The sequence below is a fragment of the Paraburkholderia sp. OAS925 genome, assembly GCF_040543975.1.
GTDB classification, from domain to species: Bacteria; Pseudomonadota; Gammaproteobacteria; order Burkholderiales; family Burkholderiaceae; genus Paraburkholderia; species Paraburkholderia graminis.
The window spans coordinates 604321-624243 of record NZ_JBEUNO010000002.1; the positions used below are offsets into that span (position 1 = coordinate 604321).

The 19923-nt window shown below is 60.9% G+C and carries 16 protein-coding genes; 4 read left to right on the top strand and 12 right to left on the bottom strand.

The window, feature by feature from the left end:
• Positions 1 to 16: 16 nt before the first annotated feature.
• Complete coding sequence (locus ABIE53_RS21500; RefSeq protein ID WP_107706976.1) at positions 17 to 1048, bottom strand: transporter; 1032 nt, start codon at positions 1046 to 1048, stop codon at positions 17 to 19.
• A gap of 344 nt (positions 1049 to 1392) precedes the next feature.
• Between ABIE53_RS21500 and ABIE53_RS21505 the strand changes: the two genes are divergently transcribed.
• Positions 1393 to 2967 carry a methyl-accepting chemotaxis protein gene (locus ABIE53_RS21505; protein ID WP_053859900.1) on the top strand — a complete coding sequence of 525 codons (1575 nt, stop codon included), beginning with the start codon at positions 1393 to 1395 and terminating at the stop codon, positions 2965 to 2967.
• Positions 2968 to 2981: 14 nt separating this feature from the next.
• Here the strand turns inward: ABIE53_RS21505 and ABIE53_RS21510 are convergent, their stop codons facing one another.
• A complete protein-coding gene (locus ABIE53_RS21510; RefSeq protein WP_114157752.1) occupies positions 2982 to 3944 on the bottom strand; it encodes a substrate-binding domain-containing protein in 963 nt (320 codons plus the stop codon).
• 94 nt (positions 3945 to 4038) lie between these two features.
• Complete coding sequence (locus tag ABIE53_RS21515; protein ID WP_192699641.1) at positions 4039 to 5379, bottom strand: leucine-rich repeat-containing protein kinase family protein; 1341 nt, start codon at positions 5377 to 5379, stop codon at positions 4039 to 4041.
• A gap of 155 nt (positions 5380 to 5534) precedes the next feature.
• On the opposite strand from ABIE53_RS21515, the gene ABIE53_RS21520 reads away from it, so the two are divergent.
• Positions 5535 to 6137 carry a methylated-DNA--[protein]-cysteine S-methyltransferase gene (locus ABIE53_RS21520; RefSeq protein ID WP_053859898.1) on the top strand — a complete coding sequence of 201 codons (603 nt, stop codon included), beginning with the start codon at positions 5535 to 5537 and terminating at the stop codon, positions 6135 to 6137.
• 43 nt (positions 6138 to 6180) lie between these two features.
• Here the strand turns inward: ABIE53_RS21520 and ABIE53_RS21525 are convergent, their stop codons facing one another.
• From ABIE53_RS21525 to ABIE53_RS21555, 7 genes are all read right to left on the bottom strand, one after another.
• Positions 6181 to 7764, bottom strand: a complete 1584-nt coding sequence (locus ABIE53_RS21525) for an alpha/beta hydrolase family protein (protein ID WP_192699640.1) — start codon at positions 7762 to 7764, stop codon at positions 6181 to 6183.
• Positions 7765 to 7949: 185 nt separating this feature from the next.
• Positions 7950 to 8399: a hypothetical protein gene (locus ABIE53_RS21530; protein ID WP_192699639.1), complete on the bottom strand. Its 450-nt coding sequence runs from the start codon at positions 8397 to 8399 to the stop codon at positions 7950 to 7952.
• Entirely contained in the window at positions 8386 to 8949 is a 564-nt protein-coding gene (locus tag ABIE53_RS21535; RefSeq protein ID WP_192699638.1) for a lysozyme, read from the bottom strand. Before ABIE53_RS21535 ends, ABIE53_RS21530 begins: the two co-directional genes overlap by 14 nt.
• The gene (locus ABIE53_RS21540) at positions 8949 to 9116 is read right to left on the bottom strand and encodes a hypothetical protein (protein ID WP_165919799.1); all 168 of its coding nucleotides are present in this window, start codon (positions 9114 to 9116) and stop codon (positions 8949 to 8951) included. The genes ABIE53_RS21535 and ABIE53_RS21540 overlap by 1 nt, the downstream gene beginning before the upstream one ends.
• A gap of 387 nt (positions 9117 to 9503) precedes the next feature.
• Entirely contained in the window at positions 9504 to 11444 is a 1941-nt protein-coding gene (locus ABIE53_RS21545) for a glutathionylspermidine synthase family protein (protein ID WP_192699637.1), read from the bottom strand.
• Between the two features lie 9 nt (positions 11445 to 11453).
• Positions 11454 to 12803, bottom strand: a complete 1350-nt coding sequence (locus ABIE53_RS21550; protein WP_192699636.1) for a saccharopine dehydrogenase C-terminal domain-containing protein — start codon at positions 12801 to 12803, stop codon at positions 11454 to 11456.
• 219 nt (positions 12804 to 13022) lie between these two features.
• Positions 13023 to 14660, bottom strand: a complete 1638-nt coding sequence (locus tag ABIE53_RS21555) for a methyl-accepting chemotaxis protein (protein ID WP_192699635.1) — start codon at positions 14658 to 14660, stop codon at positions 13023 to 13025.
• A 457-nt stretch (positions 14661 to 15117) separates the two neighbouring features.
• Between ABIE53_RS21555 and ABIE53_RS21560 the strand changes: the two genes are divergently transcribed.
• Entirely contained in the window at positions 15118 to 15705 is a 588-nt protein-coding gene (locus ABIE53_RS21560; RefSeq protein WP_310075479.1) for a hypothetical protein, read from the top strand.
• Between the two features lie 261 nt (positions 15706 to 15966).
• On the top strand, positions 15967 to 17475 hold the full coding sequence (locus ABIE53_RS21565; protein ID WP_192699905.1) for an MFS transporter: 1509 nt from the start codon (positions 15967 to 15969) through the stop codon (positions 17473 to 17475).
• 80 nt (positions 17476 to 17555) lie between these two features.
• On the opposite strand, the gene kdgD is transcribed toward ABIE53_RS21565, so the two are convergent.
• Together kdgD and gudD are read right to left on the bottom strand one after the other, a co-directional pair.
• Complete coding sequence (gene kdgD / locus ABIE53_RS21570) at positions 17556 to 18473, bottom strand: 5-dehydro-4-deoxyglucarate dehydratase (protein WP_192699633.1); 918 nt, start codon at positions 18471 to 18473, stop codon at positions 17556 to 17558.
• Between the two features lie 98 nt (positions 18474 to 18571).
• On the bottom strand, positions 18572 to 19921 hold the full coding sequence (gudD, locus tag ABIE53_RS21575) for a glucarate dehydratase (protein ID WP_053859894.1): 1350 nt from the start codon (positions 19919 to 19921) through the stop codon (positions 18572 to 18574).
• Between the last annotated feature and the right edge of the window lie 2 nt (positions 19922 to 19923).

Genomic DNA, 19923 nt, shown 5'->3' on the forward strand with positions numbered 1-19923 from the left:
GGGCCTGTGTGTGCGGCTATCGTTCCTTCCTTCGACGAAACGCCCACCATGCCGCCAGTCCCGTGAAGCAGGCGACGAGCACGACCAACACCCAGAAGCCGTGATGGTTCTCGGCAAACGGAATGCCGCCCACGTTCATACCGAAGAAGCCCGCGACGATATTGATCGGCATCGCGAGAACCGTGACCAGCGTCAGCGTAAACAGCGTGCGGTTATTCTGTTCTTCGAGCCGCGAAATAATCTCTTCTTGCAATAGCCTGACGCGTTCGATCAGCCCGGCCATGTCGGAGAGCACCACGGAGAACTCTTCCGTCGACTCGCGCAAATCCTGTACGTCTTCCGGATGAAGCCAGCGCGGCGGTCTCGCGAGCAGGCGGAAGATCGCGCCCGGCTCCGGCGCGAGCATCCGTTGCAAGCGCGTCAGCATGCGTCGCATGGCGCCCAGATCGAGCCGGTTTTGCGTGGGCCGCTGCGAGAGAAAACGGTCTTCGATACGGTCGATATCGGCGCTCGTGCGTCGAACGATCTGCACGAGCAAATCCGCCTGATCGCGCATCAGATGAACCAGCAGCTCGACTGGCGAGCGGAAGATTTCGCCTTCTTTCACCGACGCGCGCAAGCGGTCCACCGAACGCAGCGGCTTGAGCCGCGCCGTCACGATGATCCGCTGATGTGCGTAAATCCAGAGTGTCGCAATCTCGGACGGCGTGAACTCGAGGTTGAACATCACGTCGTTAACCACGGCGCGCAATGCACCGTCGGCCTGCTCGATACGCGTGGAATGCGAGCCTTCACGCAACGCGTCGAAAAACGTCTCGGGCAGATCGAGTTGCGCGTGCATCCAACGCTCGGCCGCGCTGTGCGCGAGATTGAAATGCAGCCACAGAAATTCGTCCGCATGCGAAGCGCTGTTTTGCTGCGCACGCAGCCATTCGAGCGCTTCGTCGGCGGAAATGGGCCGGCCCGCTTGCGTGGGCGAAAAGACGAAGCCGCAGACAATACCGGACGAATCCGAGCCATAAGTTTGCAGCAGAAGTTCAGATTTCATAAGTCTTTCAGACCTTGCTTTCCGCTTGCGGTTTGTGATGACACTCGCAATTTACCAGTCGAACATGAAGCCGCAATGGCCGTCATATTGCCTCAACTCGAGCGTCGCCACGACGCTTGCAACATTGAGCGATTGCTTCATAGCGAATATCAATCATGCGCAAACCTTTGCGGCCTCTTACCTGGGAGTAACCGCCCTACGGTCACGAAGAAGCGCGCCGTTATTGCGTGTGGCGCCAGCGAAAACCGATTTCCAACCGTCTGCTGCTGACCCCGGATTGTCCGGGCATCCGAAGTCTTCAAATAGTTTTCGGCCAAACATGTGGGCGACTGGAGTCCCGAATCATGAACTTTCATAATCTGTCGGAAAAGGCGAAGCTGACTGCCGCGTTCGGTTCGCTTGCGGTCGTCGTGATGATCGTCTCCGGCATATCGCTGATCGCGCTTAACGACGCGAACGAGCGCTTCGCCGGTTTCATCAGCGGCATCAATGCGCGTGCGCAAATGGCCGAGTCGGTGCGAAACGCGGTCAGCGACCGCGCGATTGCAGTGCGTAATCTCGTGCTTGTTTCATCGCCGGCGGATATCGAGGTCGAGAAGGCAGCGGTGCTCGACGCGGAGAAGCGCGTCGAGAGCCGCCTCGACAAATTCAACGCGATGGTGGCCAGCGCGAAAGACATCAGCGAAAACGCGCGCACGCTCGCCGCGGAAATATCGCGTATCGAACAGCTTTATCGGCCCGTCGCGCTCGAGATCGACCGGCTCGCGGCGAGCGGACAGCGCGATGCCGCCATCGCCGACATCGCCAGCAAATGCCGTCCGCTGTTGACCGCATTGACGAAAGCGGCGAACGCGTACCTGGACGCCACGCATGAACGCGCGGTAGAAATGGCGAAGGAGTCGGCCGAGCGCCTGGCGCATGAGCGCAATCTGCTGATTGCCTTCTGCGTTGCCGCGATGGCGCTTGCAATCGGCGCCGGCATCGTCATCACGCGCGGTTTGATGCGTGCGCTTGGCGCCGAACCGGTCGCGCTCGCCGAAGTCACGCGGCGCGTCGCGGAAGGCGATCTGCGCGCGGTGCCCGGCGCCAGCAATGCGCCGGCAGGGAGCGTGCTTGCATCGATGGGCGAAATGCAGTCGAGCCTCGTTCGTCTGATCGGCAACGTTCGCCATGCCGCCGACAGCATCGCGACCGGTTCAAGCCAGATCGCGTCGGGCAACGTCGATCTGTCGTCGCGCACGGAACAGCAGGCGTCGTCCCTCCAGGAGACCGCATCGAGCATGGAAGAACTGACGACCACGGTGAAGCAGAACGCGGAAAACGCGCAGCAGGCGAGCACCTTGTCGGCCAATGCGTCCGACGTGGCGTCGAAGGGCAATGGCGTCGTCGGTGAAATGGTGGGCACGATGGGCGAGATCAGCGAAAACTCAACGCGCATCGCCGAGATCACCGGCATGATCGAAGGCATTGCGTTTCAGACGAATATCCTCGCGCTCAATGCCGCTGTCGAAGCGGCGCGTGCCGGCGAGCAGGGCCGCGGCTTCGCCGTGGTGGCAAGCGAAGTGCGCAATCTTGCGCAGCGTTCGTCGAGCGCGGCAAAGGAGATCAAAGATCTGATCAGCACATCCGTGCAGAAGATCCGCGACGGTTCGTCGCTCGCGGACAAGGCAGGCATGACGATGGCCGAAGTCACTCAGGCAGTCGCTCGCGTGACGGACATCATGGGAGAAATCGCGGCGGCCTCTGCGGAACAGAGCCGCGGTATCGAACAGGTCAATCAGGCGATCACGCAGATGGACGAGGTCACGCAACAGAACGCCGCGCTGGTGGAAGAAGCCGCGGCTGCATCGAAGTCGCTCGAAGATCAGGGCCGGCAATTGAATCAGTCGGTGTCGTTCTTCCGTCTCGAAGGCGTATAAAGGCGGCTGCCGAACTACCGCTTCGCGGCGGTGACGAGTTGCAGTGGCGTCTCTATCGTTCGCGACAATTCGCCCTGCTTTCTCTGCTCCGTCACCGCCTTTAGCGCGACGTCCATGCCGAACACCGCTTGCCGGTCGGCGAACTGATTGACGGTGGCGAGTACGTGGCCGTCCGCGATCAACGGCTTGATCGCTTCAATCGCGTTATAGCCGGTGATGTACACGCCGCCCGTTCGGCCCGCGTCGCGAACGGCGTCCGCCGCGCCCATTGCCATGTTGTCGTTCGCACATAGCAAGCCGCGAATCTGCGGATGCTGGCCGAGTATTTTCGACGCAATGTCGCGGCCTTTGCCATATTCCCAGTCGCCGGCCTCGGTCGCGACGAGCTGCATGCCCGCCGCGTTCATCGCTTCCTTGTAGCCGGCCGTGCGTTGCTGCGCGTTGCGATCCGCTGCAATGCCTTCGATGATCGCGACCTGATCGCCGGGCTTCAGCCGCTCGACGAGATAGTTCGCCACCAGCATCGCGCCCTTGCGATTGTCGGGGCCGACAAACGGCACAGAGATTTTCGCTGCGTCCTGCAAGGCGTCGTCGAGCGGATTGTCGATGCTGACCACGATGATGCCCGCCTTGATCGCGCGCGCGACCACCGACGTCAATCCTTTCGAGCCCGACGGCGCAATCACGATCGCGTTCATCTTCGCGCGGATCAGGTCTTCGACAATGCGGACCTGTCCCGCCGTGTCGGGCTCCGTCGCTGTTCCGCGCACCGTCAACGCGAATTGCGACGCGTAGTGCTGTTGATAATTTTTGGCCGCGTTCGCCATCGCGGCGGTGAAGGGGTCGCTGAGCGACTTCAGCACGAGCGCGATCTTCGGCATGCCGCCTTCCACGGTTGCCGCGCCGGCCGCACGCGTGAGACCGGCCGCAGCCAGTGCACCGGCGATCAGCACGCGGCGGCGCATTCTCTGCGTCATCGTTTCTCTCCTTCGTGGCGGCGCCCGTCAAGTGCATGAACGCCAACGGATGAACGCGGACCGATAGGACCGCAAACGGCTTGCCTGTTCGACATCAACGAGCTTTCAGCACGAGCAGCTCGGATGCGATCTGCTCGAATAACGGCCGCTTGTCGACGTCTTCGCTCAGGCAACTGTCGCGCAAGCTCGCGAGCTTGACGGCGACGTCTGCTTGCACACGCGAATCGCTCCAGTGGCAGCGGGTCATCAATTCCTCGAGCAGGCAACCATATGCTCTCACTTCGAGACGCTCCAGCGCCACGCCTGCTTCGCGGTTCTCCGTCGAATAGAAAGAAGCCGCGCCGAAGTCTCCTAACAATACACGTGCCTGGCCGTCATGCAGAATGTTATGCGCGTACAGGTCGCCGTGCATGACGCATTGCCGATGCAAATGACTGGCCGCCGATGCAATGCCGTGCGCCATGTCGACCACGTCTACTGGGTTGAAACGGACGTCGGCCGCGTAGATGTCGCGCGTGCACGATTCGAAGCTCGGCGGCCCTGCCAGATTGCGGTATTGCGGATCGATCAGTTCCATCACGAGTCCGTGCGCGTTGTCCGGATGGTCCTTCACTTTTCCGGCTACTGCGATCAGGTTGGGATGATCGCCGGATCGAATGCAAGCGGCCATTTCGCAGTCGGGCAAACCATCGCTCGTAACGGCGCCCTTGAACAGCTTGACCGCGACGCGACGCGCGGTGTTCTCGTGCGTGCGCAGTTCGGCGCGGTAAATCACGCCCGAAGCGCCCTCGCCCAGTTGCTCATGCAAACGCAGATCGTTCCAGCTAATTTCGGCGATGGGCGTATCGTCCAAAGCCGCCGCTTCGAGTGCTTCGCCAAATGGGTTGCCCGCATAAGCGAGCCATGCGAGCCGCGGCATATGAAATAACCATGCCGGCAATTCATCGAGTCGATTGGCGGCAAGCCGCAGCAACTCGAGCCGCGAACACGCGGCCAGTTGTTCGGGAAGAAAGCGCAGACGATTGCCTGCCAGCATCAATTTCTGCAAATGCGTGCAGTGACCGATTTCTGGCGGCAGCGCGTCGACCTCGTTGTCGGTGAGAATCAGCCAGCGCAGACGCGGCGGCAACGCAGTCCCCGCGACGGTGCGAATGCGATTCGCCTTGAAGCCGATCATGCTCAATTGCGGGCATTGTCCGAGCACCGGCGGCAACTCGGTGAACGGGTTGTTCGACGCAAACAGAATGCGCAGTTTGCGTAGCCGCGCGAAATCGTCGGGCAAGGTGGTGAGCGCGTTGCCGGAAAGATCGAGAACTTCGAGCGTGTCGGCGAGGTCGAGAATCTCGCGTGGAAATTCGCTGAGCCCGCACGCGAGTTTCAAGTGGCGTGTGCCCGCGAGTTGGCCCGCTCTCAGTTGTTCAAGTGTCGTGGTCACAGTGGTAGAAATATCCGGTGGCTGCGGTCCGTCGTGCTGATAGGGTCGATTTTACTGGGTGACGTGCGGCGCGGCTTGCTGCGTGATGGCGATCGCTCACCCTCTGCTGCACAAATCCTTCATACTTGACGACGAAAATACGCAGGAGCAGACAAGTGACTTACGCCTACAAGCTGATGGATTCTCCGGTCGGCCAATTGAAGCTCGTCGCCCGCGGCGATCGGTTGACCGCAATTCTGTGGGAGAACGACAAGCCGAACCGTGTGCGGCTCGGTGAGTTGGTGCTCGCCGACGATCGGCCGATCCTGCTCGAAACCGAGCGTCAGTTGCACGAGTACTTCGCGGGCAACAGAGACGCGTTCGATCTCGCACTCGACTTTCAGGGCACCGAGTTTCAGAAGAAAGTGTGGGCCGCGTTGTTGACGATCCCATTTGGCCAGACACGTACTTATGCGCAGATCGCCGCGCAGATCGGCAATGTCAACGCCGTGCGTGCAGTGGGTGCCGCCAACGGTCGGAATCCTGTTTCGATTGTGGCGCCGTGCCACCGCGTGATAGGCGCATCCGGCGACCTCACGGGCTTTGCGGGTGGGTTGGCGAACAAGATGCTGTTACTCGCGCTGGAAGCAGGGCAAACGTCGCTTGAAGCCGGCGCCGATGTGCAAACGCAAGTCACTGCAGCGACTACCAAAGCCGCCGCAAAATGCTCACGCGCTGCGGCGCCTCGCGGCATGCAGAGTTCGTTGTTCGGCAATTGACGGCATCGGCGGAATGCGTGGCAGAAGCTAGAAACAGGCACGTTCAGAAGTTCGAGAAGAACGCCCGTGCCGCGAGCATGCAAGAGCCCGCAACCAGTTCTCCATGATAAGAACGCAATACCGCTGACGCGCCGCCGTCCGTTGCGCCTGCGGCCACCGCTTGTTTCGAAACGTCGGCCTTCGCGTTCGCAAAACCGCGCTTGAGCGCCGCGAACGAATCGTCGGCTCCGGTGGCGGGCGAGTCGACATCCAGCACCGAAGTGAGTCCCGCCGGCACTTTCGCGTTGAGCCAATACGCCTGCTCGATGCGTGCGTTGAAGAAGTACACCATCGGATCGGCGCCGCCTCCGCACAGTAGCACTGGCGCTTTTGGCACCCAGTTGCGCAAATCATTACGCTTGAACGCCTGTCGCAGCGGATGCAGCGGATTTGCCGCGGGCTCAAGGTTCGGCGTTGCGTTGGGGAACGCGCCATCAGGATTCGCCTCGGCGTCTTCGAGAAGCGCGCGGCGATAGCTGTTGCGCACGAGATTGGCGTCGCCGAAACCGGTTGCGAATAGCCGTGTCAACGGAGGTGGCGTGAGTGCCGGCGATGCGGGCGGCGTCATCGACCGAAACTGCGCGGCAGGCGGCGTGCTGCTGAAAAGATGCGACGGCGGCAACTTTCGCTGCGAGAAAATGGTATCGAGCGATTGCTCGCTCGGCAGCAGTTGTTCGATGTCGGGTGCGTAGGCGGCTTCGAAGAAGTCGTCCGGCTTGCGGTACAGGTTCTTATAGGCATGCTGATAACCGGTCACGACCAATGTCGTGAAGAGCGTCGAGCCGAGACTGACCTGGCCTGCGCTGATGGCGTCGGCAGTAGCGGCAAGCGCATACGGGCCCGAACCTGGCGCGGAGGCTGTCACGCTGACGCCCGCTGCCTGCAGCGCGCGATGCGTTGCGAGCGCAACGAAACCGCCTTGCGAATAGCCGGTGATGAACAGCTTGCCGTTCTCGCGAATTGCTGCCCGTTTGCCTTCGTCGTTGAGCACGACGCGCGCCGCCCGCAGCGAGTCGATCATATCGGCGGACTGCTGTTCGGCGTTCAGATAAGGATGGTACGGAAGATCGGAACCGGCACAGCCCGCATAGTTGCTGGCCGCGACGATGTAGCCGTGAGCGGCGTACATCGCGGCGACGCTGAGGCCTTCGCCCGCGCCGCCGTTCTCCCGGTCGCTTTGCGTCACGTCGGCGAGGTTGTACTTGCGATACGCGGTGGTGCCGTGCGCATACAACATCATGGGACGCGGCCCGCTGCACGTCGCGGACTCGCCCTGCGGGATCATCAGTGCGCCGCTCGCTGTGGCCGGTTCGCCGGCGGCGCCGATGGTGCGATAACGGTAATAGACGATCTGCACGCCGCAAGCAGGCGCGCCCGCCATTTGCATGAGTTGCTGTCCGGATGGACTTGATGAAAGCAGCTTCGACAGTGCTGCCGCATTCAGCCGCGAGGTGACCCGATGATCGAGCAGTTGGCCGCGCGCGCGGCATGCTTTATCGCACGACGAGTCGGCTTGCGCTCGGCTGCCCGCGGTCAACGCAATACATGACAGCAGTGCGAGGGCTGCGATGCGGGTGGGTTGTGGCATGCGGGGTTGCTCCGGGAAGGATTGGCTTCACACGCATCAATATGCCCGGTTGGGGCTGATGGGACAATATCGTTTCGCGGTTTTAAGGTTTGGGCATGGGCGGGGTTGCGTCGATATTAGGCAAGAACAGGCGCGAAACGACGCTCAAATGAAAAGCCCCGCCGAAGCGGGGCGCGCGGTCCACTCTATTGCCTGTCGCTCAACACCTTTCTCACCGCCGCGCAGTCTGGGACCTTGGACCTTTCCATGTCATCGGGACATGCGAGCCATTTATAAAACTCGAGCTCTTGTGTCGCGATCTTCGCGCGGCATGAGGAGACCTGAAAATCCGTGTCCGGCGTGTAATCATTTCGCCATTCATTGAATGAATACGCGATTACGGAACAGTCGGACTTAAGTTTGTCATTCCAGATCTTATAGTTCTTATCTAGCTCAGCCCGCCCGCCGTCACTAGCGAGCGCTCTTATGCTTCGATACAGCTTTTCCGAGTCGGAAAGAATTTTATCTGTATCCCTTTTTGAGCAGGCCAGAAAATCGTCGCGTGTTTTTGCGTCGTTTTCGCAGGCGGCATTCGCTAATGCCGAAGCTGAAATAAAGATAGCTGTCGTGGCTAGGGCTAGTCTAGTGATCCGCATTATAATCTCCCGAAGCGAATAAGCGACCCTCAGCGCGGCGACGTTTCACAAGCCCGTGCGGTTGCTGCCCGCCTGCCCATGTGTATTCCATGAATTTCGCGGGCACGCGGTCATACTGGCCAGTGTTTACAAGGCCAAGCAGGCCATCATTATGGTGGCGCAAATTGTAAACGAAATCGACCAATGCATCGTATTCGTACTGAAACAGCGGAACATTTATTTTTTGGTTTACGATTCGCTGCGGATCCCGTAAATCCTGGTGCATTAATTGATGCGCCTGTGCGACGGTTATACCGTTCAAAAAAGGAGCTTCCGAGGGTGCGCCCGATATCGGTCCCATGTGGACCAGGTGTCCGAAGCCAATAGTCGTATTTCCTCCGCCGCCCGCACCATCGTTGTCATATAAGTGTGCGCGGAAAGCCTCCCACGTCTCAATAAAGCCGATTCCCGCCTGAGATATTTCCCATGGCTTGCACAGCCGGTCAGTCTGCACATTCACACACGAATTGGAATTTGTATTCGTTACCGCTGTTGCAAGTGCGTCGGGCATCAGACCTCCTGCCTGTGACCATAAGTGTTATCGGCGACAAGTGCGACGTTGAGACCGTAGATCGACAACCCGGACGTTGTCCGGATCACATAACCGCCGCGCTCGCAACGTGCGCCAATCGTCGCGAATGCATACGTCCTGCCTTCGCCATCTTCCTGATTCGGCATTCCCATACTCCCAAGAAACCAACGGAAAGACCGGTCGCGTCGCGGCCGGTGACAACGGAGCGATGTTGCGGCCCCGATTGACCATGCTCGCGTGGCACTTGCGCAGTGCGAAATAGGACCGGTCTGAAAAGTTGGGGAACGTGGGACGGGAAGATAACGGCAGTACGCCGTGACGGTTCACTGATTGATTGACGACGAATGCAGCCTGAGATGGCCAGACATTTCGACGGTGGGAGTTTCCCTTGAATAGTCGGGGCCCGCGCAAGGTGGGCTTTGTTGCTGCTGGCCCTATGTCTTCAATAAGGGCGACGATACGCGACCTCTACGCCAGGTAGTTGTCGCCGATGCCGCACCTGGGCGCCGACCTAAACACACCGCAACCCTGACTCATCCCCCCGACGACCACCCACCGCCGCCAAAAGAATGCCCACCACCGCCGCCAAAGCCCCCGCCCCCGCCCCCGCGGCCAAAGCCTCCGCGCGACGTCACTGCGGCAGCATGCATCGACATTGACGCTCCCGAGCCGCGAGTGAGAATGCGCTGCGCAACAGTGGCCTGCTCGGTGAAAGCAGCGTGCGCGGGAGCCGGCTCGAGCGCCCTCGTCGGATGACCATCGGCATCGTATTTCAACGCAGGCCTCAGCGGTCCTGACTGCGCACTCTGCTGAGTCTGACTACCGTCCCCATGGTAGACCGTGCCCGAACGCGTGTAGTACGGACCGTACCAGTGCGCAATCACACCGGTATGCGAACCTCCCGCGCTTCCCGCCACACCATTCGTTGGTGAGCTGGCGACCGCATCGCTCGCCGGCACGTCAGCGGTCTGCGTAGCGATCGGCGCCTCTCTGCAATCCGCCACCATCGTCCAGTCGGCGAGGCAGTCCTCAAGTGTCTCGTAGCTCGCACGCGTAACCGGCACGCCTTCATCAAGTTCGCTGTCGTCATCGCTGCTGGAGCATGAATGCACAAGTGTGCCGCCAGCCAATGCGGCACAGGCGCCAATCAGCAGCAACTTGGGCAAGCCCGACTTTTTTTGTTGAATGAAGTAAGCACCCGTATGAGCCGGCGCTTTTTGCGCGCGATCAGCCGAGTGAGCAGCCGTCTGAGCCGGCAGCGCGTGTTGCGCGCGTTCACCCAGGCCGAAAGCGGCCACATCGCCACTTTTCCGAAAGAAGTGCGGCACGAAATAGCTGGTGTTTTTCGCGATGGGCCCGGCTTCTTCACGAACGCATAAGCCGCTCGGAACATCGTCGACGATCCACACGCCCAGTGTCGTGTACAACCCGCCGAAGCGCCGCGCGGGGCAATAAGCCTGATACACGAAGCCTTCGTCGCCGTACTGCCCCGGATTGTGAAAGCGGCCCTCCGGCGTAACCAGCGTCAGGCTTTCGCCTTCACGCGAATAGATAGGCTTTGTCGCATGCGGGCGTCCATCAAAAGAGGCCTCTTCGAAACTCGCCTCGAGCAAGTTCGGATGTCCCGGAAACAGTTCCCAGAGAATCGGAAGTATCGCCTTGTTCGAAAGCACGGCCTTCCACGGCGGCTCGACCCAATGCATGGTGCCGAGGCCCAATTGCGGACCGTATTCCGACTGCGCCATCCATTCCCACGGATACAGCTTGAAAGCAACCTCGATCCGCTCGTTGTCGGCATCGTAAAAGCGGCCCGCGCTATCGGTGCCGATTTTCATCACGTCCACGAGCTTGACCGACCAGCCCGCCTGGACCGCAGTGTCCATCAGATATTCGACGTTGCACACATCTTCCTGGCTGTCGAACGCGCAGGCGAAGTGAAGCAGTTTCGCTTTCCGATAGTGCTTGCGAATCCAGCGCCAGCGCGCAATAAGCGCTTCGTGCAAGCTATTAAACTGGTCCGCCTTCGGCTGAACGGACTCCCTCCAGGACCACTGCGCGAGGCTCGATTCAATAATGGACGTCGGCGTGTCGGCGTTGTACTCGTACATCTTCGGCACGCCGTGTGCGTCGAGTGTCATATCGAAACGGCCGAACAATGTCGGTTCGTCGCTATCCCACGACTTGCGAATCAATTCGGCGAATTCCGGCGCGATAGCCATACGCGAGAAGCGATCGTGATCGATCACATGCTGCACGGCCTCGAGGCAGCGTGAATTAAGCTCACGCGCGGCCGCGTACAGCGACTCGATCTGAGCCTCGCTGAATTCGTATGCCGCGTCTTCGCGCCAATAGTAAAACGTATTGCGGTCGACTTTGCGCGGCTGGTTATGCTCATCGAGCGAATGAAAGTGAAAGCCAATACGCTCGAGTTCGGTTGGCCAATTAGCGCGTGGGATCTGTTTCGTGCGTTTCATGAACGGGACTTATTGCTCCAGCATGAATTGGTCGAAGACCAGGGAATTGTCGGTCCGGCATGGCGACCAATCCGTGAAATGTGCCGATAACGGCGCCCACGCATGCGCCGCTGCATTCAACACGGTTTGATGATCGAGCGCGTCGGATTCAATGACACCGCGTACCGGGTTCTGCAAGATCCATTGCATTGCAGCCGCAATGCTCGACGCCACCTGCAGGCTCGTTGCGGAGTTATATGGCGCGACGGTCCGTGCGCGGTCTATATCGAGTTGCGAGCCGTACCAGATCGCGCCGTATCGCGGACTCATCAACAGCACGCCGAGTTCGTCCATGCCGGATTCGATGTCGTCCTTCATCACGCGATGCGTCGTGATGCGTCGGGCGGACCGGTCATCGAGCCATTGCATCGACAGACTCGTCGCCTCGGTCGGCCGATACGCATAATAGACAGTCGGCCTGTAAGCAGACTCACCGCGAGACTCGCACGTCAGATATTCGGCGATTGAAATGGACTCATTGTGCGTAATCAATCGTGCATTGAACGGCCCGTGAGTCGGCGACCACGAGCGCACCCATGTGCGGTGTCCGGGTCTATTCAGCGCGATGGCCGCACCGCCGCCATCAGCGTGACGATACGCCGTAGCGGGAAGGCGAGTTTCATGCGTGCCCCAGCCGAGTTCGGCGTCTTGCAGGCATTCAGTGATAAATCCCTCTGGCGACCACGTATTGGCGAATTCGAACGGCGCCGGCGGCGGTGCATGCTGGCTGTCGTATTCGCTCACCTGAACGACGCGAACGTCGAGCGCTCTAGCGAGGCCAGCCCATTGCCCGCGTGTGAACGGCATATCGGCGAGCACATCGGCCCTTCGTGCGAGCCGAAGCAACGCCTCCTTCACGAGCACCGACACGAACCCCGGATTTGCGCCATGCGCGACCAATGCGGTGGCACGGTTTTCACGGCCTTTTGCAAACTTCAGCAAGCGAACTCTAAGCGCATGGTTAGTGAGAAACGATGAGTCGTGTTCTTCATAAGCCCACGGTTCGATCCCACTATCGAGATAAAAGGCGCCGCAGTTCTGAGCCAACTCGATGAGATCGGAACTGCTTACGCTCGGCGCGAGATTAAGGATAAATCCGCCAGGCGAAAGCTTCGGCCCAAGCAACGAAATGTAATTCGACTCGCTAACCGTCGCCTCGACCGCTTTCAACTTATGCCGCCGTATGATCGACAGACGCGCTTCGTCCAGCACCCTGTCCACGACGACGATAGGTACTGACGGAAACACGCGTTCGAGCAAAGGCAAAACCGCTTGACCGATGCAGCCGAAGCCGACGATCAGGATTTCTGTAGGAACCATTTTTCTAGTTGTGGGCCGGCCCGATATAAGCGAAGACAGCCATCTTAATCGCTCATCATGCCGGATGAACAGACGAAGTCAACTGCGAGAAGTTTCCCGTGCAAGGTTCGCTATTTACTGCGCATAACCGGCGAAATTTCTGAGCGCGCCGTAAGGCGCATTCTCGCGCTCGCTTCATCCGATCGTGTTAAAAGCAATTCGCAACACCACCTTCCCCAATCACAAAGCCCGAAGTCGCGAACCCGCCCACTTGCTTTTCCCCGCACGCCCCGCCGCCAAACCCGCCGCCTCCCCACGCCCATCCCACTGAACCTGGAACGTATGAATCGACGCCTCCAGCAGCCTCGCCTGCTCGGTCAACGTCTGCGCGACCGCGGCGGCCTGCTCGACGAGCGCGGCGTTCTGTTGCGTCACGCTGTCCATCTGCGAGACCGCGTCGCCGACCTGATCGATGCCTGCGCTCTGCTCCGACGCAGCCGCGGCGATGTCGCGCATCACGCCCGAGAGCCTTCCAATCGCCTCGCTCGCCGCCTGAATCGTGGTGCCGGTTTTGTCGACCAGTTCGACGCCGTTCTCCACGCGCCCCACCGCGCAGCTGATCAGCGTGCGAATTTCCTTCGCGGCGGCCGCGCTGCGCTGCGCCAGCGTGCGCACCTCGCCCGCCACCACCGCGAAGCCGCGCCCTTCGTCGCCCGCGCGAGCCGCTTCGACGGCTGCGTTCAGCGCGAGAATATTGGTCTGAAAGGCAATGCCTTCGATCACCGAGATGATCTCCACCATCTTGTGCGATTCCGTCGATATTTCCTGCATCGTCGACACCGCTTCGGCCGCCATCTGTCCGCCATGCGTGACGATCTGCTCGGCGCTCGCGGTGAGTTCGCTCGCCGTCTGCGCGTTCTCCGACGTCTGCCGGACCATCGCGGTCATCTGCTCCATGCTGGCCGCAGTCTCTTCGAGCGAAGCGGCCTGGCTCTCCGTCCGCGCGGAGAGATCCGTATTACCGGCGGCAATCTCGCGCGCGCCCGTCGCGACCTTGTCGGCCGCGCCGCTGATCTGCACGATGGTGTTCGCAAGCGCATCGCGCATCTGCCGCATGGTGTGCAAAAGGCTCGAATCGTCGCCGGTGCGAATGTCGATCGGAATGACGAGATTGCCTTGGGCGATTTCACCGGCGACATGCGCGACGTAGGCCGGGTCGCCGCCAATCGTGCGTTGAATGCTGCGATTCGTGAACGCGACGAGCGCGGACAGCAGCAGCGCCACCGAGGCGAACATGCCGCCAAGCACATAGAGCGACTGCATGAACGCGGCGTCGATATCATCGACATAAGCGCCGGTCGCGATGATCCAGTCCCACGGCGCGTAACGCACGACGTAACCGATCTTGCCGACCGCGGCGGACGGCGGATTGCCCGGATGCGGAAACACATAATCGACGAAGCCGCCCTCCGGCGCCTGCGCCACCGCGGCGAAGGTCACGTAGTGATGACGGCCGTCGGCATCCTCGACGCCTGCAAGGTCCTTGCCGTTCGTCGCGGGTTTCATCGCGTGCATGATCATGCGCGGCTTCGAATCGAGCACGAGGAAGTAGCCGTCTTCGCCGTAACGCACGTTGCGCAGACGCTCGAGCGCCTGCTTGCGCGCGTCGGCCTCGCTCAGCGCCCCGCTTTGCGCTAGCGACGCGTACTCCTTCACGATGCTGAGCCCGACGTGGCCCACGTTCACGAGGTCGTGCTTGCGCTCTTCGATGCGCGTCTCGCGCGACAACCACGCCGCCGACACCGACACGGCGAGCAGCGCGAGCAGGCTGACGACGAGCGGCAACCAGAGCTTCTGCTTGAAATTCAATCGGTGCATGCTCACGTCCCTGTTTCGTCCGGTTCAGGAAGGTCGATGACCGGCTGCACGAACCGCCGATGATTCCGGCCGCCATGCCGCATCACACGACCACTCGACCTGTTTATCGGCAGCGATAAGGGCGGCATGTGTAGAGACAAACCCTTTCGGTGCGCGCCCTCAGTTGAAAGCGCGCATTGCTGCGGACGCGACGCAAGCCGCTCGACGTTTTCGCATGAAGCAAACCCTTAAGTTCCATCAAGCGCTGTCGTTTACATGGCATGCGGCGGTTATTCGATATTCGCGTCGCATATTGAAACGTCAACAGTTCGCTCATCCGGCAGTTTCTTTACCGGATAAGAACATTAGAAAATAGTCCCTACTCGAAATGAAAAAACTCTTCGCCAGTTTCGCTATTGCCGGCACTTTGCTGACCACGGGTTGTGCAACTGTTGCGCCAATGTCGCCAACCACGGCCATGAGCTCCGTCGATACGAGCAAAAACTCCTACGCGTTGATGACGGTGACGCTAAAAAACGCTTATCACACGAGCTATCAGCCGAGTCCCATCGTCGTGCACATGGAGCGCGGCGCCGCGGATAGCCGCGCCGACCGCCTCAATTTCAAGTTCGACGATCAGGCGACCACGACGAGCGACAACGGTAATCACTATTTCGTCCGAATTCCGCTCGCGCCCGGAAAATATGTGATGCGCGGCATCACCGGACAAAGCGGCATATTCCCATTTCACGGCATGTTCTTTACGCCGCTTCACGAAACCGTGCAAATCAAACCCAATTCGATTGTGTACCTTGGCCACGTCGACGCCACCGTGGTCGAACGCAAGGACGGTGAGTTGCGCGCGGGGCCGGTTATTCCACTAATCGATCAGGCAGCAACCGGCTTTAGCGGCGGCACCTGGGATATTCGCGTCAGCGACGAGTTCGATCAGGACGTGGCGGAATTCAAAAAGGATTTCCCGGCGCTGACGAACGCTTCGATCGAGCGCGAAGTTCTCCCCGCGTGGGACAAGCAGAAAGCGACCGAATGGTGGGCCAATCACTAAAGCCTTTGCCTGATCGATGAACCGCGTGCGAGCGCGCTGCTGGTTTGATGCGCTCGAACACTTTCATCCGCACAAAAACCCACCACCAATAGTTTCAATTAAGGGCTAACCCGTATAATGACGAAGTGGTCAGACAACTCGGCTCACGGTTGTCTCGATCTCGCGCGGTCCCGCGCTCCATCGTCAATCGTTCTCCTGCCCAGATCCGTGACTACCACTGCCGCTGCTGCCGCGCTGCCCTTCCGGAACGCCCTCTTCGCGATGCTCGGCATCGGTCTCGTCAACATGCTGGTCGCGCTCGATCAAACGGTCGTCAGTACCGCGCTGCCGTCGATCGTCGCGGAACTGCACGGCTTCGAGTACTACGCGTGGATTGCGAGCGCGTATCTGCTGGCGTCGGTCGTGACGGTGCCCGTGTTCGGGCGTCTCGGCGATTACTTCGGCCGCAAGCGCTTCGTGATCGCCGCGGTCATCACGTTCACGGTGGCGTCGGTGCTGTGCGGCGTCGCGAACGACATGCTGTTTCTCGTGATCGCGCGCGGCCTGCAAGGCGTGGGCGGCGGCATGATGGTCGGCACGGCGTTCGCGTCGATACCGGACCTGTTCCCCGATCCGCGCGCCCGCGTGCGCTGGCAAGTGGTGATGGCCGCGGCCTACGGCATCGGCACCGCCGCCGGGCCGTCGCTTGGCGGCTGGATGAGCGAGCATCTCGGCTGGCGCTCCACGTTTCTGATCAATCTCCCGGTGGGCGCCGCGGCGCTGTACTTCATCTGGGCGCATCTGCCGAGCTTTCAGCGTCCGCATGAAGGCGAAGTCAAGATCGACTGGCTCGGTGCGGGACTGGTGGCGGCTGTGTTGGGCGGCCTTCAGGCGTTTATCGAAGCCGTGCCGAAAGACGGCTTGACCGCGGGCAACGTGACGCTCGCCGCGTGCGTGGTCGTCGGCGCGATCGCGTTGTTCGTGTGCGAGAAGCGCGCCACGCATCCCATCATTCCGCTCGATCTCTTCAAGGACTCGCAGCTCGTCACGCTGTTCACGCTCGGCATGCTGTCGGGCTTCGTGATGTTCTCGCTGATCTTTTTCGCGCCGCTGCTTCTGCAAGGCGGGTTCGGTCTTTCTCCGCAACAGGCCGGGTTGCTCGCCACGCCAATTGCCGCGTGTATCGCGCTTGGCAGCGTGCTGAATACACGCATCGTTATTCACATGAAGAAGCCGACGCGCATTCTTTCCATTGGCTTCGGGCTGCTGTTGTTTGCGTCGATCGGCATTGCGTTCGCGAACGCGGATACGCCGCATCTATGGCTTGAATTGCCGATGGCCGCGGTCGGCGTCGGCCTCGGCTTCATCCTCAACAATCTGAATGTGTTCGGCCAGGAGATTGCGGGCCGCGAGCGCTTCGGCATCACGACTGCGCTGTTGCAGTCCACGCGAATGGTCGGCGGCATGCTGGGCACGAGCATCGTGGCGACTGTCGTGCAGCATCACTATCGCGATGTGGTCACGCGCACGATGAGCGTGCTCGGTGAGCCGGCGGCCTCGCAATGGCGGCCGCGTTTCGTCGATCTGCGTATTTTGATCGACGACGCTTCGCGCCTGAAGCTGATCGCGGACATGAAGCCGTCGGGACTCAACACGCTCGCATTGATCGACACGGCGCGCGATGCGCTCGTGCAGTCGATTCACATCGGCGTATGGCTGACGGCCGTCGCGGCGCTTGCCGCCGCGTTGCTCGTGCAGCGGATTTCGCATGTCGTGTTCCGCCGCGGTTGAACGTTGGCTCGAGGCATAAGCATCGCGCTTTGTGCCTCGAGCTTTGCGCCACTAGCTAGCGGAACACGTGGTCGGCCTTGTTACTGTGGGCCGAGCTTCCTGATCAGCGCGTCGAGCTGCGCGAGTTCTTCTTCGGTGAGATCGGTCAGCGGAGCGCGCACCGGACCGGCGTCGCGCCCGACGAGTTTCGCGCCCGCCTTCACGATACTCACCGCATAACCCGCGCGACGATTGCGAATCGCCAGATACGGCAGGAAGAATTCGTCGATCAGACGTGACGTGGTCGCGTGATCGTCCGCGGCAATCGCGCGATAGAACTGCATCGCAGTCTTCGGAATAAAGTTGAACACCGCCGACGAATACACCGGCACGCCAAGCGCCTTATACGCAGCGGCATAAACTTCCGCGGTCGGCAGGCCGCCGAGATACGAGAAGCGATCGCCAAGACGACGGCGAATCGTCACCATCGCTTCGATCTCGCCGACGCCGTCCTTGAAGCCGATCAGGTTCGGGCAGCGATCCGCGAGCCGTTCAAGCATGTCCGCGTTCAGCTTCGAATTCGCGCGGTTGTACACGATCACGCCCATGTTCTTCACCGCGTTGCACACCTGCTCGACGTGCGCGGCAATGCCTTCCTGCGAAGCCTCGGTCAGATAATGCGGCATCAGCAGCACGCCGCTCGCGCCGAGGCGCTCCGCTTCCTTCGCATATTCGATCGCCACGCGCGTCGGGCCGCCTGCGCCCGCGAGAATCGGCACCTTGCCTTTGCAGGTCTCGGTCGCCGTGCGGATCACGTTCGTGTAGTCGGTCTTGGTGAGCGAAAAGAATTCGCCCGTGCCGCCCGCCGCGAACAGCGCGGTCGCGCCATACGGCGCGAGCCATTCGAGCCGCTCGGCGTACGTGTCGGCGCGGAAGTCGCCTTGCTCGTCGAAGTCAGTGACCGGAAAAGACAACAGGCCTTCGGATACGATCGCTTTGAGTTCTTGCGGTGAAGTCATGGTTGGGTTGCGTGAAGATCGTCAATAGTGGAATGAGCGCGCCGCTCGTTCGCGTGGTTCGCGTGGTTCGCGTGGTTCGCGTGGCGCGCAGGCACGCATCAGCGCACGAGGCACGGACGCTTGTTGTCGAATGTCCAATTAGGAATCAGGTACTGCATCGCAACGCCGTCATCGCGCGCGCCCAGGCCGTGCTGCTGATAAAGCGCGTGCGCTTTCTCGAGTTCGTCCATATCCACTTCGACGCCGAGGCCCGGCTTCTGCGGTACCTTCACCTTGCCGCCGACAATCTGCAACGGCTCGCGCGTCAAACGCTGGCCGTCTTGCCAGATCCAGTGCGTGTCGATCGCCGTGATCTTGCCGGGCGCGGCGGCCGCGACCTGCGTAAACATCGCAAGCGAGATGTCGAAGTGGTTGTTCGAATGCGAGCCCCACGTGAGGCCCCAGTCGTTGCACATCTGCGCGACGCGCACCGAGCCTTGCATGGTCCAGAAGTGCGGATCGGCAAGCGGAATGTCCACGGACTGCAACTGGATCGCGTGACCCATCTGGCGCCAGTCGGTTGCGATCATGTTGGTCGCCGTCGGCAAGCCCGTCGCGCGGCGGAATTCGGCCATCACTTCGCGGCCGGAATAGCCGTTCTCCGCGCCGCACGGGTCTTCTGCATACGCGAGCACGTCGTGTTTGTCGCGGCACAGGCGCACGGCCTCGGCGAGCGACCACGCGCCGTTCGGGTCCAACGTGACGCGCGCGTTCGGGAAGCGTTCGGCGAGGGCGGTCACCGCTTCGATTTCGGCGTCGCCCGACAACACGCCGCCTTTCAACTTAAAGTCGTTAAAGCCATAGCGCGCTTGCGCGGCTTCGGCGAGGCGCACCACCGCTTCCGGCGTCAGCGCTTCTTCAGTGCGCAGGCGCTCCCAGTCGTCGCGGCCGTCGGCGCCGCTTGCGTACGGCAGGTCCGTCTTCTTGCGATCGCCGATATAGAACAGATAGCCGAGCATTTCCACTTCGTCGCGTTGCTGGCCTTCGCCGAGAAGCGCCGCGACCGGCACGCCGAGATGCTGACCGAGCAGATCGAGCAACGCTGCTTCGAGCGCGGTCACCGCGTGAATCGTCGTGCGCAGGTCGAACGTCTGCAAACCGCGGCCGCCGGCATCGCGGTCGGCGAACTGCGTGCGCACTTTGTTCAGGATAGCTTGCAAATTACCGATCGACTGGCCGACGACGAACGGGCGCGCATCGTCGATCGTCTTGCGGATATTCTCGCCGCCCGGCACTTCACCCACGCCGACACGACCGGCGCTGTCGCGCAGAATCACGACGTTGCGCGTGAAGAACGGACCGTGCGCGCCGCTCAGATTCATCAGCATGCTGTCGCGGCCCGCAACGGGCACGACGCGAAGTTCGGTGACGGTGGGCGTATCGTTTGAATTCGAAGGTTTCGTGGACATAT

What these genes read in the sequence shown, in the direction of transcription:
- gudD (WP_053859894.1), bottom strand. Translation starts at nt 19,921, where the DNA reads ATGTCCACGAAACCTTCGAATTCAAACGATACGCCCACCGTCACCGAA.
- ABIE53_RS21510 (WP_114157752.1), bottom strand. Translation starts at nt 3,944, where the DNA reads ATGACGCAGAGAATGCGCCGCCGCGTGCTGATCGCCGGTGCACTGGCT.
- ABIE53_RS21505 (WP_053859900.1), top strand. Translation starts at nt 1,393, where the DNA reads ATGAACTTTCATAATCTGTCGGAAAAGGCGAAGCTGACTGCCGCGTTC.
- ABIE53_RS21535 (WP_192699638.1), bottom strand. Translation starts at nt 8,949, where the DNA reads ATGCCCGACGCACTTGCAACAGCGGTAACGAATACAAATTCCAATTCG.
- ABIE53_RS21525 (WP_192699640.1), bottom strand. Translation starts at nt 7,764, where the DNA reads ATGCCACAACCCACCCGCATCGCAGCCCTCGCACTGCTGTCATGTATT.
- ABIE53_RS21560 (WP_310075479.1), top strand. Translation starts at nt 15,118, where the DNA reads ATGAGCTCCGTCGATACGAGCAAAAACTCCTACGCGTTGATGACGGTG.
- ABIE53_RS21530 (WP_192699639.1), bottom strand. Translation starts at nt 8,399, where the DNA reads ATGCGGATCACTAGACTAGCCCTAGCCACGACAGCTATCTTTATTTCA.
- ABIE53_RS21555 (WP_192699635.1), bottom strand. Translation starts at nt 14,660, where the DNA reads ATGCACCGATTGAATTTCAAGCAGAAGCTCTGGTTGCCGCTCGTCGTC.
- ABIE53_RS21500 (WP_107706976.1), bottom strand. Translation starts at nt 1,048, where the DNA reads ATGAAATCTGAACTTCTGCTGCAAACTTATGGCTCGGATTCGTCCGGT.
- kdgD (WP_192699633.1), bottom strand. Translation starts at nt 18,473, where the DNA reads ATGACTTCACCGCAAGAACTCAAAGCGATCGTATCCGAAGGCCTGTTG.
- ABIE53_RS21545 (WP_192699637.1), bottom strand. Translation starts at nt 11,444, where the DNA reads ATGAAACGCACGAAACAGATCCCACGCGCTAATTGGCCAACCGAACTC.
- ABIE53_RS21550 (WP_192699636.1), bottom strand. Translation starts at nt 12,803, where the DNA reads ATGGTTCCTACAGAAATCCTGATCGTCGGCTTCGGCTGCATCGGTCAA.
- ABIE53_RS21565 (WP_192699905.1), top strand. Translation starts at nt 15,967, where the DNA reads ATGCTCGGCATCGGTCTCGTCAACATGCTGGTCGCGCTCGATCAAACG.
- ABIE53_RS21540 (WP_165919799.1), bottom strand. Translation starts at nt 9,116, where the DNA reads ATGCCGAATCAGGAAGATGGCGAAGGCAGGACGTATGCATTCGCGACG.